Raw genomic sequence first — 16,703 nt, 5'->3', positions numbered from 1 at the left:
ATTCCGTCTCCATCAAGGTGAAAACGATGAGCTATATTTTAGCGATAGACCAGGGCACCAGCAGTTCGCGTTGCGTTCTTTATGACCGGCAGGCTAATCCCGTTGCGATGGCGCAGCAGACGTTCACGCAACATTTTCCGCAGCCCGGTTGGGTCGAGCACGACGCCGAAGAAATATGGGCGTCGCAATCCGAGGTTTTTCGGCAAGTGCTGCGGGACGCGCAACTGGCCCCGGCCGATATTGCCGGAATCGGCATCACCAATCAGCGCGAGACTACGGTCATCTGGGAGCGCCGAACCGGCAAGCCGATTTACAACGCGATCGTATGGCAGGACAGGCGCACGGCTGATGACTGTATCGGGCTAAAACAGGTCGGAGCGGAAGCGATGGTTAAGGCTAAAACCGGCCTGCTGCTTGATGCTTATTTTTCGGCGACCAAAATCCGCTGGTTGCTGGATCATGTCGAGGGCGCGCGAGCGCAAGCCGAACGCGGGGAATTGGCGTTCGGGACGATAGATTCATGGCTGGTCTGGAAGCTGACCGACGGCGAGCTGCATATCACCGATGTGTCCAATGCCGCCCGAACCTTATTGTTCAACATCGATACGATGCAGTGGGACGATGAATTGCTGGCGCTGTTCGGCATACCCGCATCGTTGCTGCCGACCGCCAAATCGTCCAGCGAGGTTTATGGGCAAACGCGCAACCAGGAAATAGGGGCGGGGATTCCTATCGCCGCGATTGCCGGGGACCAGCAGGCGGGGTTGTTCGGCCAGCTGTGCATCAACGCGGGTATGGCTAAATGCACTTACGGCACCGGCTCGTTTTTGATGATGAATACCGGGTTGCAAAGAGTCGCATCGAGTCATGGCCTGTTAACCACGATTGCATGGCAAATCGGCGATCAAATCCATTATGCGCTTGAAGGCGGCGTGTTTGTCGGCGGCGCGGTCATTCAATGGCTGCGCGACGGCTTGCAGTTGTTCCCGAATGCCGCGGATAGCGAACGGCTTGCCGGTAGCGTAGACGACAATGGCGGGGTGTATTTCGTGCCTGCACTCACCGGCCTTGGCGCGCCGCACTGGGACCCGCATGCGCGCGGTGCGATCTTCGGCATTACGCGCGGCACAAGCTCGGCGCACCTTGCCCGTGCGGCGCTGGAGAGTATTTGTTTTCAGGTCGATGAGGTATTGCAGCTGCTTTCTGCCGAAAGCGGCAGTCCGATTACCCAGTTGAGAATCGATGGCGGCGCGGCGGTCAACAATAGGCTGACGCAATTCCAGGCCGACATATCGTCTGTTGAAGTCGTCCGGCCTGCGAATCTTGAAACCACGGCCTTGGGCGCGGCGTATCTGGCCGGCATCGCCATCGGATTATGGACTGTCGACGAGCTTAACCGGAAATGGCGGACAGACCGGGCGTTTCACCCGCAAATGCCGCCGCAGGACGTTAAATCGTTAAAACACTATTGGCTTAAAGCCGTGCAAAGAGCGAAAAATTGGACTGAATAAGGCTATCGGATGAGTGAGACAAAACTTCGCGAATATGAAAATTTTCACATTATGCTGTGGCTTTTGAAAGATACCTGTTGGTTGATGGAATGGCGGCTTGAAGGCGTTTTCATGATCATGCCGACAGTTGCGGCGGCTTTTCACATCACCTGGCTGGGGCGAAAAAACGCCGCAAACCTGTTTCATAATTTGGCCGTCAGCAGCTGGATATGCGGCAATGCGGTTTGGATGATAGGAGAGTTCTTTTTCAACGACAGTTTCAGGCCGTTTGCCAAGGTGTTTTTCAGTATCGGCGTGATGTTTTTGGCGGTGTATTATTTTGGCGTGCGGCCGAAAGAAAGGCGCTTGCGGCGATGAAAGCTGCAAAGTTGGGTTGATTTTTATCGATTGTTCCTGCCCCTTCGTCAACGCGCGGCCTCCTAACCTCCATTGGGTGTTAAACTGTTAAAAGTTCGGAGTGCAAACCTAGGGTTGTACTTCGCCGCTTAAAGGCAATAAATGACGCCAGTCAATCCACAACAGTCCACCATAAATAGAAATGATCAGTAACAGTCAAAAAATACAGATAGCAAAAAAATTCGCAGAGTTGCATCCAACGCCATTTGCCGCATGGACGCCCGATAAGGATTATCCGTCAGATGATGAACGTTATTTGGCTGTTTATGACAACCTTATTTTTGGCGTTTACGGTGATTGTTATGGGATTAACGCCGAGTATGATGAGGATGACAATTTAATACAGGAAGCTACAGAATTTGAAGTTGAGGTTGAAGGGTTTGAATCAAAATCCGGGCAGCCTGAAATATTTTCTTTTGAAATACACGGCGAATCGACAGGGATAAGCAAATTCATTGAAGAGCACGGCAGGCATGGCGATTGGTAAGGCTAGGCATGTTGAGTTTTGAAAGGGGCGCAATACGGCTAACGCCTATTGCGCCCTACAGGATTAAAATTTAATGCCTTGGCATCTACGGGCTATAAGGCTAGTGGCTGTGGCCTTTATGCGGCTTACCGGACTTAGCTTTCTTGCCGTGGGCAGGAGGTAATATCTCCACCAATTCCATCATGCCGTTATCCTCGTGGTTGACATTATGGCAATGCTCAACCAGCGCACCGGTGTAGTCCAGGGGTTGTTGTACAAACTGCACGACTTCGCCGTAATTGCCTGACGGATTGCCTCCTGTCAACCCGCCGGGGAATGAACAGCCGCCGCTTTCGGCGACGCCGGCGCAATTGACCAGTAGGGTATCGCGCCAGACCGGGAACGGATATTTCAACTGGCCTCGCGATACCAACTGGAACGAGTTGATGTGAATATGAAACATATGGGTATCGACAGCGCTTTGCACGGCCCATTTGTCCACTTGATTCAAGACGAGATCGCGCTGGCTGCGGACGGGATTGAACACCCTGCCGTTGACCACTGACGCGCCGCCGTCCTTGTCCGCATAAGTATTGGTGGTAAAGCCGTATACCACGCCCTGGGTCGGCAGCTGCGGGCTTTGCTCGGCGGTGATGGTCTTCGGTGCATTGAGTTTGTTAAGTTCCGCCTGGGTCGGAATGGCCGTGTTATAGGCTATATCGCTTTTGGAATCGGTGACCGATACGGTGAGAATCGGCGTTGCATTGGCGTATGCCGAGGCTTGGCATAATTGCCCGATTGGAAGTTTCGTGCCTGCAACGGTGGAATCGTACAAACCATAAGTGCCCGCGTTGGCGGGTGCCTGGACCATCATGTCCAGCCGTTGTCCGGCGGCCAAAAACAGCAATTCGTTGTTCAGTACATCATCGCCATTAATCGGAGTAGTCGCCGGCGTGAGGCCCATGATGACCGGCAAGTCGGTAGTGCTTGCGGTAGGACGTTGCAAAGGTACGCCATCGGTCGCCAGCACATAGGACGTGGGCGACGGCGCGGTCGTGCCGTTCAAAGGCAGCAAACACATCGGTACGACATTGCCGATGGTGCCGTTGATGACTCGCCAAAGCTGGACTTCATCGGTCCGCATGGAAATGGACGGCTGGAATTGCCCGTTGACCGATATGGCGTTGTTGATGACTTTTGGGGTTGGCAAACTCTGGCCGCCGAAAGCGCAGCCTGTATTATTGCCGTAAACGCTCATGCAGGTAATTTGATAAGGATCGGTGGAATCGCCTTTGTGGTCTCCATTGTATTGGACTTCCTGGAGCATCAGGATCTGCTCTTGGGCCTTCTTTACCGCCGGTAAACTTTCCAATCCGTGTTCAGGGTCTTCCATGATCAACGCCCCGGCAAAGCCGTCGGCCAAGTGCATCGATACCGCGCCGTGCTTGTGGGCGTGGTACCAATAAGTACCGGAGGGGTGATTGGACGGAATGTTATATGAATAGGGGTACTGGCCGATGACGCAATTTGCTTGGCCGCTTTCATTGCTGCAATCCTGAAGGACGTAGTCCGGGGTTCCCTGCGGGTAAATGCTGAGCAACACATTGTCGCTCGGACTGTTGGGGGATACATGCAAACCGTGCGTATGCAAATTGATCACATCGAAGCCGTGCGGATTGGTCATGCTATGGCTGCCGTCGCCTTCCGATTCGCTGTAGCCGAGGCTGTTTATCAGCTTAACATTCACTTTATCGCCGGGGCGGATGCGCAACGTGGGGCCGACCAGTAATCCGTTGGCTTGAGATGCTTGGGGTTTGCTGTCGGTCAGTTTAATGCCGCGCGCCTTGACTACCGGGTTGCTTTGGGTCGAGCCATTCGGTGTCGGCGAGGGGCCGGGCAGGGTATAGGCTTCGGATTTAACGTCCAGCTCAACCTTCAAGGATTTAGTTTGTTGGTCGGAGCTAACCGACTGCGGCAACTGTAATGGGGCTCCTCCGGCTAAAACAGCGGCCGGTGCGGCCATTGCTCCGATAATCGCCACGCCCGCCAGTTTTTTGGGGAGTAGTTTTCTTGTTGTTTTCTTTGGCATTTTTTCTTCCTCATAGTTTTATAATTAAGCCGGCTATTTATTATTCAGGTTGTTATAGCCGAATGCCGCATCAGCTAAGACTCCCAACGGGGCATAGCCAACGGCGCAGGTAAGTTACCATACTTCATTAGGAATCAAAAATGCATCAAACCGAAGCTATTGCGCTATGTTATGTGGATTTTTTGTCGGCGATTGCAAGAAAAAACAGGTGAAAATGTTAGGGCAATAACTTTGCTGCGGGAATGCGTTGGGTTACGGCGTAAAAAGACACGCCTCGGTAACTGTATCCATACAGTTGTAACCCAAACTACGAGTTTTATAGATAAAGCTCTTCCACTACCAACGTCAAATCAATTGACTCCAAGGTAACGGTCTGTTTTTCGGAGAAACTTTCACGCTGCCAATCGCTTCGGCGGCGGTAGATTTCCAGATAGGGCGAGTCTTGAGACAGTAGGACATACTCTTGTAAACGATCAATCGTTTGATAAGCCATGAGCTTTTCGGTGCGATCGGTTCGCTGAGTGGAATCGGACAGCACTTCCACAATCAAACAAGGTTGTTCGTTGTAATAACGGTCGGTTTCTTCCTCGCAGGCGACTTGCACATCCGGGTAGTAAAAACGCACGTCGCTGCCGCGCTGAATCCTCACTTTCATGTCGGATTGAAACGGCTCGCAACGGGTGCCTTGCAAATGCTGTGACAGGCGCACATACAGTCGCCCGCTAATACGGTTATGGTCGCGACTGGTCCCGGTCATGGCATAAACAAGCCCATTAACATACTCATGCCGGGTCTCGGTATTATTATCGTTTTCCAGCAATAGATACGCTTCGGGCGTGACTATTGGATCGGGCAATACAAATGCTGGATTAGTCATATTGACTCCTTATCGGGGGACGATAATTTAACGCAGCCTCATTGACGGCAACTACGGCGCGTAGTGCGTTTCAATATAGCGTTGCACGATTTCCTGAAACTCTTCAGCAATCCGGTCGCCTTTCAGCGTAACCGTTTTTTCGCCGTCTTCATAAACCGGCGCTACCGGGGATTCGCCGGTGCCGGGCAGGCTGATGCCGATATTGGCGTTTTTGCTTTCGCCCGGACCGTTGACCACGCAACCCATGACCGCCACTTCCATGGTCTCAACGCCCGGATATTGAGTGCGCCATACCGGCATTTGATCGCGCAGATAGCTTTGGATGTCCATTGCCAGTTTCTGGAAATAATCGCTGGTGGTGCGGCCGCAACCGGGGCAGGAGATAACCATCGGGGTGAACGACCGAAAGCCCATGGTTTGCAGGATTTCCTGGCCGACGATGACTTCCTGGGTTCTGGATGCGCCGGGTTCCGGCGTCAGCGAAATGCGGATGGTGTCGCCGATGCCTTGCTGCATCAATACCGATAAAGCGGCGGCCGAAGAGACGATGCCTTTGGAGCCCATGCCCGCTTCGGTCAATCCCAAATGCAGCGCATAATCGCAGCGGCTGGAAAGATCCTGGTAGATATTGATCAGTTCCTGCACATTGCTGATCTTGCAGGACAGGATGATTTTGTTTTTGCCAAGGCCCAGTTCTTCGGCCTTGGCGGCGCTTTCAAGCGCGGATAAGACGATCGCTTTACGGGTGACCGCGGCCAAAGGTTCGGGTGTTTGCAGGCTTCTGTTTTCATCCAGCAAACGGGTCAGCACGGCTTGATCCAAGCTGCCGCCGTTGACGCCGATACGCACCGGTTTGTCGTATTGGCAGGCAAACTCGATCATTTGCTGAAATTGCGGGTCACGGCTCTTGCCGCGGCCTACGTTGCCCGGATTGATCCGGTATTTGTCCAAAGCGCGGGCGCAGTCGGGATATTTTTCCAGCAGTTTATGGCCGTTAAAATGGAAGTCGCCGACGATCGGGGTTGAGTTGCCTTTTTTGTCCAGCTGGTTGCGGATTTCGGCAACGGCCGCAGCCGCTTCCTCGGAATTGACCGTGATGCGGACCAGCTCGGAACCGGCGGCGGCCAGTTCGATGATTTGGTTAACGGTCGCCGTAACGTTGGCGGTATCGGTATTGGTCATCGACTGAACAACGATAGGTGCGCCGCCGCCGACTTTAACATCGCCGACTAAAACTTGATGAGTGATTTTTCTAAGGCTAATGGACATACGCGGAATCTTTTGAAAAAGGTTACAGTTATCTGGAGAATGTAGTTAAATTATACGCCTATACAGGCTGTTGAGTAGAATTTAGTGTGAGGATAAATTATTTCTCCGGCATACAGGTTAGAAGGAACCTCGAAAAACCTCGCATTTCGACAAGCTCAATACGAACGGTTCTAAGAAAACCAACCTGTTCCGTTCGTGTTGAGCTTGTCGAAGCATGAACGGAACAGGTTTTTCGAGGTTCCCAAGCGTCTGGACTGCCGGAAGCTCCTGGTAACGATACCGAGATCATCATTGCAGCAGGCGGTATTGGCGTCAGTACGCAAGGCACAAGGCGAAAAAATCTATGCTTTTCGCCGTGCTGAGTAGTGACGAAAATCATTAAAAGTGAACAGCCTTTTTATTCATATAACTTTGCAAACCAATTCTCCATGACAAAAATCAATATCCAACACATGATGGCCGAGAGCGGCGTGGCATTCGGCACCAGCGGCGCGCGCGGGCTGGTCAGCCAAATGACCGATCAAGTCTGCGCCGCTTACAGCCTGGCGTTTTTGCACGGTCTGGGCCTTGCTAAACCGGGGCAAAGAGTCGCCTTGGGCATGGACTTGCGCCCGTCCAGCCCGGCCATCGTCCGCGCTTGCGCGGCCGGTATCCGCCAAGCCGGTTGCGAGGTGGATTTTTGCGGGATGCTGCCCACTCCGGCGCTGGCCTTGTATGCCTTGGCGCAAGGCATACCGGCCATCATGGTGACCGGCAGCCATATCCCGTTCGATCGCAACGGCATCAAGTTTTACCGGGCAGAAGGCGAGATCAGCAAAGCCGACGAAGCGGCCATCACGGGCGCCGAGGTCGAGTTGGAGGAAAAAAGCTTATTTTCACCCCCTCATCCCAGCCTTCTCCCTGAGGGAGAAGGAGCCGATGCAAATGTATTGACCGTCAATCCCGCCGCCTTGCACCAGTACCGGCAGCGTTATACCGACCTGTTTGCAGCCGATTTGTTGAGCGGCTGGCGGGTCGGGATTTATGAGCATTCCAGCGCCGCGCGCGATTGCCTGAGCGATGTGCTGGGCGCACTGGGCGCGGATGTGGTCAGCTTGGGCCGCACCGATACCTTTGTGCCTATCGACACCGAAGCGGTCAGCGAGGAAGACCGTCAGCGCGGACTGGCTTGGGCGGCCGAGCATCGTCTGGATGCGATCATCTCTACCGACGGAGACGGCGACCGGCCGCTGATTGGCGACGAGACCGGCAACTGGCTGCGTGGCGACATTGTCGGCTTGCTGTGCGCGCACTTTTTGGGTGCGGATACCGTGGTCACGCCGGTGAGCTGCAATACCGCGATCGAAGCATCGGGACTATTTCGGCAGGTGATCCGCACCCGTATCGGTTCGCCGTATGTGATTGCCGGTATGGAGCAGGCGCTCGCTACGGGCGGCTCCAGCGTGGCGGGTTTTGAAGCCAACGGCGGCTTTCTGGCGGGTAATGGCTTGACTGTCGGACGGCAGGCTCTGGCCGCGCTGCCGACCCGTGACGCCATATTGCCCGCTTTGGCGGTGCTGGCGATGGCCCGGCAACAAGGTTGCAAAGTATCGGACCTGCTAGCCGGTTTGCCGCAACGTTATACCGCCAGCGACCGCTTGCAGGATTTCCCGGTTGCGAACAGCCGCGCGTTGCTGGACAGCTTGCAACGCGACGACACCGCTTATCGAAGCCTGTGGGATGATGAGCTGGGCGCGCCTGCCCAGCGGGATTTGACCGACGGCTTGCGCCTGACTTTCGAAAACGGCGAGATCGTGCATTTGCGTCCGTCCGGCAATGCGCCGGAACTGCGTTGCTATGCGGAAGCGGGCAGCATGGAACGGGCTCAGGCGCTGGTCACATTGACGCTGCAACGCATTGCCGACGGTTATAAATAACGTAGCATGATTAGAAAATATTGATGGAGAGCGTTATGAGTGCTTATATAAAGTCATCCTTGCTTGTTGCTATACTGCTATTGTCGGATGCGGCTATTGCAGCCCCTGCTTTCCTGCCGGAAGATCCGAAACGGCCTGCCGACAAGATCAGTCACGACCTCAACATCACGCAGGAACAGTTCACTGCCTGTTTCAGGAATGTTTCTCCGGCCCCGCAAGGAACGCGGCCTACTGCTGAGCGTGTCCATTCCAACAAGGCGATTCTTCTAAGTTGTCTGCAAAAGGCGAACCCCGGCATCACCAACGATAAGCTGGACGAAGTGATGGATCGATACCGTCCCGGCGGGCGCGAAGCACAATTGCCGGCGAATGAATAACGGTCCAGGGAAGCGCCTAATAAATCGCTTCCGTTCATGGTTCGACAGGCTCACCACGAACGGAATCGATACGTTACCGTTCGTCCTGATCCTGTCGAAGGACTAAATCAGCAAGACGGTCTTCCCATACTAAGGAACGTGCATAAAATAACTTGAGCAAGTTTTATTTTTCATTTTTTAACCATGAAGGACATGAAAAGTTTAAGTCTTCATGTCCTTCATGCTCTTCATGGTAATTGCCTAAATTAATTTATGCACGATCCTAAGCATTTTGTATCTGATGTTACGCATAGATAGTTTTTGTCCGTTTGTCGCGCTGCATGGATCGAGTGCGTAGAATGCGTTCAATTCGCGGCGCAGCTCGGGACAGGCCTTTAACTGCATTCCCACGCAGCGCGTTACGGCCATTAAGTTAAGTTCAAATGGGAGTACAAGGCTTGCCTTGTACTAACCGCGCCATACTGGAAGGCCAGCCTTGCCTCCAGCCGCTGGAAATAAGCCGTCATTAACTTAATGGCAGTGACGTAGCGTAGCGCGTGGGAACGGGAAAAAATAAACCCGCGTAACATCAGTGTTGTATTTGATTATGCAGCCATCGTTCCAGGACCTTGAGCACATAGCCTTCTTCATCTCGAGTAAGCGCGCGGCCCTTCGGTATCCTGTGCCATTTTTCCAGACAACCGCGGCAGCAACAGGCTGTTGCATGTTGCGCTACAAAAACCGGATGACCCCGGAAAGGGGTTTGTTTGCCGTCATTTTTAATCACTGCCGGGGCCAGGCGCTTTGCGATAAAATCCCCGGCATGAACGATAATCGTCGGCAGTCCTTTGGTTTGCAAATAGACAAGGTCTTTGCCCTGGAGATGAAATTTTTTGCGGAAAGCCGACTTTGAGAGCGCCGCAAAGAGTTCGTCTAAATCTCTCATCAGGATGTGTTATTAATCTGTTGAACATTATTTCATTATGGGCGGATGACTTGTGATGAATCAAGGGCTGAATAGATGAATACCCACGAACAAAGACATCGTAGCGTGCATCTGAACGACAAAGTGTTGTTCGGCGGCGAACAATTACACCGCTTGCATGATGCGGTTTATGAATTCTGCTGGCTGCTTAATCGCGGCTATGCACGGCACTCGGTTATTCAACTGGTTGGCGACCACCACCAACTCGCAAAACGCCAGCGCCTGGCAATCTCCAGGGCGGCTTGTTCCACTAACAACCGGGAGTTAAGACAGGCAAAGTGTCTTCCTATTGAACAAATCGAAGACCGGCAATTGGTTATTGACGGATTTAATCTGATTATTTCCGTTGAAACGGCTATGGCCGGAGGATTATTACTGCGTTGCTGCGACGGCTGCATACGGGATATTGCCAGTATTCATGGGACGTACCGGCAGGTGCATGAAACCCGGCAGGCGATTGAGCTGATCGGCAACGTGCTGCAATCCTTTTCCCCCGCAAGCGTGTTGTGGTTGTTTGACAAACCCGTATCCAATAGCGGAAGGCTTACGGAGATGGTTCGGGACATTGCCAAGATTCATAGCTGGAACTGGCGGGCGGAGTCAATTGAAAACCCGGACCAGGCCATTCGGAGCAGCCGTAACATTGCGATTACCTCCGATTCGGCGATACTGGACGGGGGCGTACAGTGGGTAAACCTGGTCGCTTATCTTATAACCCACTATTTTCAGGACGCTTGGTTGATCGATTTTTCAGATGCTTTAAATAAGGCTGAATAAAACCAGCGGCTTATTTGCCCCCAATGCATTGGCTTGCCATTTTTCTTGTTCCCGCGCGCTACGCTCGTCGTTATACACAAGTCTTTAAAAACACGTCATCCCGGCATGGATTGTCGGGATCCACGATTGCACGGATGCAGGAGGTAGAGCAATGCATGGAGCAATTGCCGCGAATTGAGTGCTTTCATGCACTCCATCCATGCAGCGCGACAAACAAGACAAAAACTATCTGTGCGTAACATCAGTTTTTAATATTTATTTTCTAAGCTGCCTGTGCGGCAGTGAACGCTCTGGCGTTGGCGCTGGACGCGATCGACAATTTCTAAGCTGCCTGTGCGGCAGTGAACGGCTCGTTGTTGGATGTGGGTTACTCGTTAGATTTCTAAGCTGCCTGTGCGGCAGTGAACTATCAATAATGGCTCTTGAGCATTGGAAGTATTTTCTAAGCTGCCTGTGCGGCAGTGAACGAAAAAACGGCAGATTTATCGAATACAAACATTTTCTAAGCTGCCTGTGCGGCAGTGAACGCCGAGAGGCTGATGCTGAAATATGGATAGATTTTCTAAGCTGCCTGTGCGGCAGTGAACACGATAGATCGACCAGGCCGGCACATTGTCCATTTCTAAGCTGCCTGTGCGGCAGTGAACATGCGGGTAGCGAGCGAAAGCCGAATAGTCCCTTTTCTAAGCTGCCTGTGCGGCAGTGAACATGGAGGATGTGCAACCACTGGGTTGCCACCATTTCTAAGCTGCCTGTGCGGCAGTGAACACTTTCTTGTTCCAAAATGCCATGCTTATATATTTCTAAGCTGCCTGTGCGGCAGTGAACGTAGTTTCAATCATCAATAGCCCAGTCTAATTTTTCTAAGCTGCCTGTGCGGCAGTGAACTACCGCTATTCCAAAAATCTATAGACAGTTATTTTCTAAGCTGCCTGTGCGGCAGTGAACGCGCTTCAGAAACCTCAACGCATAGCGGCACCTTTCTAAGCTGCCTGTGCGGCAGTGAACTCAGAAAAAACACGAAGAAAAGATATTAAAGATTTCTAAGCTGCCTGTGCGGCAGTGAACCGTTTTACCCAAGACTGTTTCGCGTCCTTTTATTTCTAAGCTGCCTGTGCGGCAGTGAACGTTGCTCCTGTATTGACAATTTCATATCGCACATTTCTAAGCTGCCTGTGCGGCAGTGAACTCTATCATCATTGTTTACTCTGTTTATTTTCTTTTCTAAGCTGCCTGTGCGGCAGTGAACGAGAAGTTATCCCAGCCATGTTTAATTATTGCTTTCTAAGCTGCCTGTGCGGCAGTGAACAAAATGGGAATCAAACCACCGAGAGACACAAAATTTCTAAGCTGCCTGTGCGGCAGTGAACGGTCTGATACAACGGCAAGCATTACCATATCTTTTCTAAGCTGCCTGTGCGGCAGTGAACAAGTTATCTATGATGCTGCTGCGGTCGGCTCAGTTTCTAAGCTGCCTGTGCGGCAGTGAACTTGCATTTATCAGCGTCCATTGATTCCTCAGCTTTCTAAGCTGCCTGTGCGGCAGTGAACTTTGATAGGCATCAAAGATTTGGTTTTCGGATTTTCTAAGCTGCCTGTGCGGCAGTGAACAGTTGAGAATGACGATGTGAGGTTTTTTGTTGTTTCTAAGCTGCCTGTGCGGCAGTGAACATTGAGGCCGCGTTCCCGTTGATTTACGGGTTATTTCTAAGCTGCCTGTGCGGCAGTGAACCGCCCAACAGCGAGGCATAAACGTAGCAATATTTTCTAAGCTGCCTGTGCGGCAGTGAACGCATCACGCGCAAGGCCCCATTTATTATTCCTTTTCTAAGCTGCCTGTGCGGCAGTGAACACACGAACCACGACTCGTAGCCGTTTTTTTCATTTCTAAGCTGCCTGTGCGGCAGTGAACCCCTAAAGTCTGAGACCGTGCCTTGTTTGCAATTTCTAAGCTGCCTGTGCGGCAGTGAACTCCTCTCCCACTTTACGGGCTGAGGCTTTATATTTCTAAGCTGCCTGTGCGGCAGTGAACGTGATGCTGGCTAAGGCTAAAGGCCCGCAATTTTTCTAAGCTGCCTGTGCGGCAGTGAACAGCAGATTTATCCGTGATAAAACAAATGCATCAACAGCTTAGGCGTATTTTTCCGTTTTTACCATCGAAAAACACGCCCAAGCTAATCTACTGATTTAAATGTTTTTTTAAAGAGCCCGACCAACCGATGGTCAAAAAACAGGAACGCTGCTTTGCCGGCTTAAGCCGTAAGCGTTAAAACCTGCGCTGATAGGTTCCGGCTCTTCGACATAGCCTATAAACAAACGAAACCTTTCCCCGCTGCTTAGGCTTTTAATCCATACAAAAGGCGCATCGCTACGTTGCTCCGGGCAGCTTTCGAGTGCGGCCAGCGCTTGTTCAATGCCGATGTTTTCCCGCTTGGCCTTGCGCCTTGCCATTCTGGCGTTGCTGCTTTTAGGCTGAATCCGGTAATAACAGGCATGGGTTTGGATGCGGCCGGGGACGTTGCGTATGCCGGTCAGGTGCACAGAGTCGCTCAGGCGGTTCAGCCAGCGGCTTGCGTTAAAGCGTTCAAGCTCGGCTTCGGTTTCGGCCAGCAGCCGCAGTTTGTCGCCGAGTTGGTGCTTTGCTGCGTTGTAGCCCGGCAACGCTATGCCGATGGGGAATTTGCCGTTGCGGTCCTGCATCTCAACCAACCCTAAATGAATCTGTTGATAGACTTTCTCCCATAAGAAATGCAAGCCGATGTCGGCATCGGGCTGTAAGGTGATTTCCAGGTAGTGGTTCATGGTCAGTCCTTGCCGCTTTCGCCGAATACGCCGCCGCGCACCAGCACGGCCATCACGTAGTGTTCGTCGTTTTTGCCGGACAGCTTTTCGCCCCGCGCAAAACGGTCGAACAGGCTGTAAAAGTCGGCTTTTTCTTTCGGCGTGCGATAGGCCTTGCCCAGGTTGGTTACCGCTCCGTAAACTTCAATTGCTATCGGGCCGATGGCTCCGCCTTCAGGTTCCGGGTACCAGGTGTCGATGGTGCGCAAGGCGTTGCCGATTTTTTGCGAGTGCATGCCGGCAACGCCGTCGATGTGGTAGAGGATTTTGCTTTTTTTCGACTTGCTGTTGCCTTTGTCTAAAACCAGCTCTTCACTCGGATAAACATCCTGCGCCAAGCCGATTTGGGCATAGGCGTTGATTTCCAGCAGCAGGAACTCGGTTTTCCCGGCCAGCGCGTCGGCGATTTTTGCCGCCAGTTGGGCAATGTCGGCGTGGTCATGGTTAAAATCGCGGGTGCCGACGGACTTGGCATCGAATATCCAGGTTTGCTGTTCGCCTTCGTTGCGCACGGTTACAGCCACTTCAATCCGTTCCGCGCCGACCCGGTTGCGCCACAAGAAGCGGCCATTGGCGATGTTGGTTGCATAGCGCTTTGCCAGTTCGCTAAAGCCTTCCGAGTCGATATAGTTTTGGGCGGCATCTTTATAGCTGGCGTAGAATTCGGCATTGTTGCAAGCGGACGGTATTTCTATGCCGCTCAGCACTTTTAAGGTGAACGCCAGTTTTAAGGTGTCCTGGTCGCTGCCCAGGGCGCAGCTGTCGACGGTTTGCAGGTTCGGTTTTTCAACTTCCGCGTCCAGTTTCATCGGGTCGTTCTGCAAGTCTTTTTTCAGGCGGTTGGAAATGGTGCCGCGCACCGATTTTTCTTGGAGTTTCAGCGGTGCGGCCGCCTCGTTCCTGCGTTCCCAGCTCGTGCCGTACAAACGGCCGTCGGAAGGAACGAGTTTTTTCTCGAAGGCCAGTACGGTGACTTTCAGGTTATTTGCCATGATATTTTTCCTTGCTGTGTTGTTGAATCAGATAAAAGTGATTTTCGGCATCGTAATGGCTGTGCCAAAGCAGCTCGTCCAGGCGCTTGATGCGGTAGGGCATCACAAACTCGCCGAGTGTGACCAGGGATTCGGCAAAGCGGTGCGGGGTGTCCGGGTCGCGCTGGTTTTCGGCACTGCCCAATGCGCTGATGCCGTGAAAGCCGGTCGCAATCGGCACTATCCAGCCGGTTTTTTTGCGTTCGTTTTTTTTGCGTTTGGCGGTCCATTCGGTTTGTCCGTCTTCGCCGCTTTCGCTGCGGTGGCGGACGGTCAGGTAATCGAGCAGCGCAGTGACGGCATCGATGTCGCCGCCCTGGTTTTGCATGGCTTCGATCATTAAATCGCGGCGCTCTTTCAGCACATGGCTGGGCATCAGTTTGCGGGTGAGTTTGGCTAAGTCGTCTGCGCCATTCACTTTGAGTAGTTCCGGCTTTTTAAATTCCAGGATGTCGCCGCCCGCCAGTTTCAGCGTGCTTAACTGCGTTTCGACGGCCGCTAAAAAGGCGTCGGCATCGTCCTGATCAACGCCTTCGTATTCAAGCACCAACGATACGCTGAGATGGCAGCGGGCTTCCTCGATAAATGACGGGCGTTCGCCGTTTTTATCCAGCGGATTGCCGGTGCCGACGATCGAATGCACGTAATCGCCCCGGCCTTTGTAGGTTTGCAGGTCGATGCTGTGGCAGGCGACGGCGGCGCGGGTAAATGCCAACCCGTTAAATTGCCCGGCGCACAGTTTACGCTGCAAGGCGTGAGCGCCGCCCAGCCAGGCGGTCATCGCCGGGAAGCCGATGGTGTAAGGGCTGGACAGCGCGTTGGCGTTGTGGATTTTTACGTGCGGGATGATTAAAAAGCGGTTCATCGTAAATCCTCCTGCATAGCGCCAAGCACGGTGCGTATATGCGCCAGTTCGACATCGCCCAAAAAGACGGCTTTGTCTTTGCCGACAGTTTTTTCGTAGGCGATATAAAACCAGTCGGCGATGGCGCGGATGATTTCGTCCAGCCAAGCGTCTTGGTTTTCGCGCTGCTCGTTGTAGGCGGCATCCAGCCAGATTTTTTGCGCCAAGGGCAGGTTGGTTGCGTCAGACCAGCCGGGCGGTAGTTGCCGGAATTGCCAGACTTTTTCGATGATTTGTTCGGCGATTGAGCTTATCCAATAATCGCGGCCGTCACGGATGTCGATGGTGTTGTGGTTGACCATAAGCAGTCGGTGCAAGGCCTTAAAGCTGTCCTGATAATGTTTGTAATACAGGCTGTCGCTGAAAAAGCCGGTTTTAGGCGGCTGGATGGCGCGTGTTTCCAGTTGCGGCGGCAATGACGGCAATAAGTACGCGGTGCCGCCGTTTTGGTTGTTGAGTACGCTGATGTTTTGCGGCTTGGTGCCGCCAAAGCCGATCACCGACAGGTTATACAGTTCGGCGAAACCTTGTTCGTTATGAACTTGATGGCGGCGGTCTTCGCGGGCTTGTTTGGCCTCGTCGGAAAAACGCAGGACGTTAATGGCTTCCTTAAGCTTGAACATCAAACCCGACGGGGTGAGTATCGACAACAGGTGATAGCCGTCACCGACCGGAAAATAAACCTGCTTGATTTTTTCCGAGGTTTTGGCGGTATCCGAGCTTTGCTTGATGGCTAACAAGCCTTGCTGTAGTTCGGAAAAGGGCAGGGTGGATAGTTCGAATTGCGTTTGAATGGCGGCGCTGGTTTGTTCCAAATGCGCCAGCACGGTTTGCCCGTCGGTTAAGGTCAACGACAGGAATTTGTGGACATCCAGGGCGGCCGCATTGCCCAGCACGTCGAGGTCGGTATCGGCATTGCCGGTGCGCAAAAAGCCGTCGGGTTTGGGCCGGGCCTCGGCAATTATTGCGCTGGTCTTTGCGCTGGGGTGGGTGAATTTGCCGGGATGGCTCAGCATCGACAGCCAGCCTGCCCGCTTGGCCGCATCGGGCAACCAGTTGTCCAAGCGGAAAAACTCAGTCGCTTCAAGTTCAATAGCTCGCCTTTCTTGATCGCTGATGCCGGGTTTTAGATTCTTCTTGATCCGGGCAGCCTTGCGCTCGGACAAGAAGTTTTCGATTGCGGGGTCTAACATATCACTGTCCTTCTAAATTGATGGCGAAGGAGAGTGTAAGGTAGGGTTGATTGTAAGTCGACCCGTGCATTCATATTTTATGCTCGTTCCCA

The 16,703-nt window shown here is 52.8% G+C and carries 14 protein-coding genes and 1 CRISPR repeat array; of the genes, 6 read left to right on the top strand and 8 right to left on the bottom strand.

Annotated elements, in window-relative coordinates:
* Positions 1-26: 26 nt before the first annotated feature.
* The 3 genes from glpK to V3O24_RS10540 all read left to right on the top strand — a co-directional run bounded on the left by glpK (position 27) and on the right by V3O24_RS10540 (position 2,394).
* Positions 27-1,511 carry a glycerol kinase GlpK gene (gene glpK, locus V3O24_RS10550; RefSeq protein ID WP_331307209.1) on the top strand — a complete coding sequence of 495 codons (1,485 nt, stop codon included), beginning with the start codon at positions 27-29 and terminating at the stop codon, positions 1,509-1,511.
* Positions 1,512-1,520: 9 nt separating this feature from the next.
* Entirely contained in the window at positions 1,521-1,868 is a 348-nt protein-coding gene (locus tag V3O24_RS10545; protein WP_331307208.1) for a hypothetical protein, read from the top strand.
* A gap of 181 nt (positions 1,869-2,049) precedes the next feature.
* On the top strand, positions 2,050-2,394 hold the full coding sequence (locus V3O24_RS10540) for a hypothetical protein (protein ID WP_104425389.1): 345 nt from the start codon (positions 2,050-2,052) through the stop codon (positions 2,392-2,394).
* 100 nt (positions 2,395-2,494) lie between these two features.
* Here V3O24_RS10540 and V3O24_RS10535 read toward each other — a convergent pair whose 3' ends face one another.
* The 3 genes from V3O24_RS10535 to ispG form a co-directional block, all read right to left on the bottom strand.
* The gene (locus V3O24_RS10535) at positions 2,495-4,462 is read right to left on the bottom strand and encodes a multicopper oxidase domain-containing protein (protein ID WP_104425388.1); all 1,968 of its coding nucleotides are present in this window, start codon (positions 4,460-4,462) and stop codon (positions 2,495-2,497) included.
* 316 nt (positions 4,463-4,778) lie between these two features.
* The gene (locus V3O24_RS10530) at positions 4,779-5,339 is read right to left on the bottom strand and encodes a Uma2 family endonuclease (protein WP_104425387.1); all 561 of its coding nucleotides are present in this window, start codon (positions 5,337-5,339) and stop codon (positions 4,779-4,781) included.
* Between the two features lie 51 nt (positions 5,340-5,390).
* Positions 5,391-6,608, bottom strand: coding sequence for a flavodoxin-dependent (E)-4-hydroxy-3-methylbut-2-enyl-diphosphate synthase (ispG, locus tag V3O24_RS10525; RefSeq protein ID WP_104425386.1), 1,218 nt, complete (start codon positions 6,606-6,608; stop codon positions 5,391-5,393).
* Positions 6,609-7,036: 428 nt separating this feature from the next.
* Here ispG and V3O24_RS10520 point away from each other — a divergent pair, with 428 nt between their 5' ends.
* Both V3O24_RS10520 and V3O24_RS10515 read left to right on the top strand, forming a co-directional pair.
* Complete coding sequence (locus V3O24_RS10520) at positions 7,037-8,524, top strand: phosphomannomutase (RefSeq protein WP_331307207.1); 1,488 nt, start codon at positions 7,037-7,039, stop codon at positions 8,522-8,524.
* 35 nt (positions 8,525-8,559) lie between these two features.
* Positions 8,560-8,901, top strand: a complete 342-nt coding sequence (locus tag V3O24_RS10515; protein WP_331307206.1) for a hypothetical protein — start codon at positions 8,560-8,562, stop codon at positions 8,899-8,901.
* Positions 8,902-9,469: 568 nt separating this feature from the next.
* Here V3O24_RS10515 and V3O24_RS10510 read toward each other — a convergent pair.
* On the bottom strand, positions 9,470-9,826 hold the full coding sequence (locus V3O24_RS10510; RefSeq protein WP_331307205.1) for a DUF4186 domain-containing protein: 357 nt from the start codon (positions 9,824-9,826) through the stop codon (positions 9,470-9,472).
* A 75-nt stretch (positions 9,827-9,901) separates the two neighbouring features.
* Between V3O24_RS10510 and V3O24_RS10505 the strand changes: the two genes are divergently transcribed.
* Positions 9,902-10,642 (top strand): DUF434 domain-containing protein, encoded by a 741-nt coding sequence (locus tag V3O24_RS10505; protein WP_331307204.1) that lies wholly within the window; start codon positions 9,902-9,904, stop codon positions 10,640-10,642.
* A 259-nt stretch (positions 10,643-10,901) separates the two neighbouring features.
* A CRISPR array of direct repeats spans positions 10,902-12,734; the repeat unit is 28 nt; unit sequence TTTCTAAGCTGCCTGTGCGGCAGTGAAC.
* A gap of 131 nt (positions 12,735-12,865) precedes the next feature.
* Here the strand turns inward: V3O24_RS10505 and cas6f are convergent.
* The 4 genes from cas6f to csy1 are packed head-to-tail and all read right to left on the bottom strand — an operon-like array spanning position 12,866 to position 16,611.
* A complete protein-coding gene (gene cas6f / locus V3O24_RS10500) occupies positions 12,866-13,444 on the bottom strand; it encodes a type I-F CRISPR-associated endoribonuclease Cas6/Csy4 (protein WP_331307203.1) in 579 nt (192 codons plus the stop codon).
* A 2-nt stretch (positions 13,445-13,446) separates the two neighbouring features.
* On the bottom strand, positions 13,447-14,475 hold the full coding sequence (csy3, locus tag V3O24_RS10495; protein ID WP_104423522.1) for a type I-F CRISPR-associated protein Csy3: 1,029 nt from the start codon (positions 14,473-14,475) through the stop codon (positions 13,447-13,449).
* On the bottom strand, positions 14,465-15,379 hold the full coding sequence (gene csy2, locus V3O24_RS10490; RefSeq protein ID WP_104423521.1) for a type I-F CRISPR-associated protein Csy2: 915 nt from the start codon (positions 15,377-15,379) through the stop codon (positions 14,465-14,467). The genes csy3 and csy2 overlap by 11 nt, the downstream gene beginning before the upstream one ends.
* The gene (gene csy1 / locus V3O24_RS10485) at positions 15,376-16,611 is read right to left on the bottom strand and encodes a type I-F CRISPR-associated protein Csy1 (RefSeq protein ID WP_104423520.1); all 1,236 of its coding nucleotides are present in this window, start codon (positions 16,609-16,611) and stop codon (positions 15,376-15,378) included. Before csy1 ends, csy2 begins: the two co-directional genes overlap by 4 nt.
* Positions 16,612-16,703: the final 92 nt, after the last annotated feature.

The sequence above is a fragment of the Methylobacter sp. Wu8 genome, assembly GCF_036440755.1.
Taxonomy (GTDB): domain Bacteria; phylum Pseudomonadota; class Gammaproteobacteria; order Methylococcales; family Methylomonadaceae; genus Methylobacter_A; species Methylobacter_A tundripaludum_A.
Note: the sequence above shows the minus strand (reverse complement) of the source record. Positions and strands in the feature narration are given on the sequence as shown.

Coding starts and splice junctions, on each gene's coding strand:
- V3O24_RS10535 (WP_104425388.1), bottom strand. CDS start 4,462: ATGCCAAAGAAAACAACAAGAAAACTACTCCCCAAAAAACTGGCGGGC.
- cas6f (WP_331307203.1), bottom strand. CDS start 13,444: ATGAACCACTACCTGGAAATCACCTTACAGCCCGATGCCGACATCGGC.
- csy2 (WP_104423521.1), bottom strand. CDS start 15,379: ATGAACCGCTTTTTAATCATCCCGCACGTAAAAATCCACAACGCCAAC.
- V3O24_RS10505 (WP_331307204.1), top strand. CDS start 9,902: ATGAATACCCACGAACAAAGACATCGTAGCGTGCATCTGAACGACAAA.
- V3O24_RS10540 (WP_104425389.1), top strand. CDS start 2,050: ATGATCAGTAACAGTCAAAAAATACAGATAGCAAAAAAATTCGCAGAG.
- V3O24_RS10520 (WP_331307207.1), top strand. CDS start 7,037: ATGACAAAAATCAATATCCAACACATGATGGCCGAGAGCGGCGTGGCA.
- V3O24_RS10515 (WP_331307206.1), top strand. CDS start 8,560: ATGAGTGCTTATATAAAGTCATCCTTGCTTGTTGCTATACTGCTATTG.
- csy3 (WP_104423522.1), bottom strand. CDS start 14,475: ATGGCAAATAACCTGAAAGTCACCGTACTGGCCTTCGAGAAAAAACTC.
- csy1 (WP_104423520.1), bottom strand. CDS start 16,611: ATGTTAGACCCCGCAATCGAAAACTTCTTGTCCGAGCGCAAGGCTGCC.
- ispG (WP_104425386.1), bottom strand. CDS start 6,608: ATGTCCATTAGCCTTAGAAAAATCACTCATCAAGTTTTAGTCGGCGAT.
- V3O24_RS10510 (WP_331307205.1), bottom strand. CDS start 9,826: ATGAGAGATTTAGACGAACTCTTTGCGGCGCTCTCAAAGTCGGCTTTC.
- glpK (WP_331307209.1), top strand. CDS start 27: ATGAGCTATATTTTAGCGATAGACCAGGGCACCAGCAGTTCGCGTTGC.
- V3O24_RS10545 (WP_331307208.1), top strand. CDS start 1,521: ATGAGTGAGACAAAACTTCGCGAATATGAAAATTTTCACATTATGCTG.
- V3O24_RS10530 (WP_104425387.1), bottom strand. CDS start 5,339: ATGACTAATCCAGCATTTGTATTGCCCGATCCAATAGTCACGCCCGAA.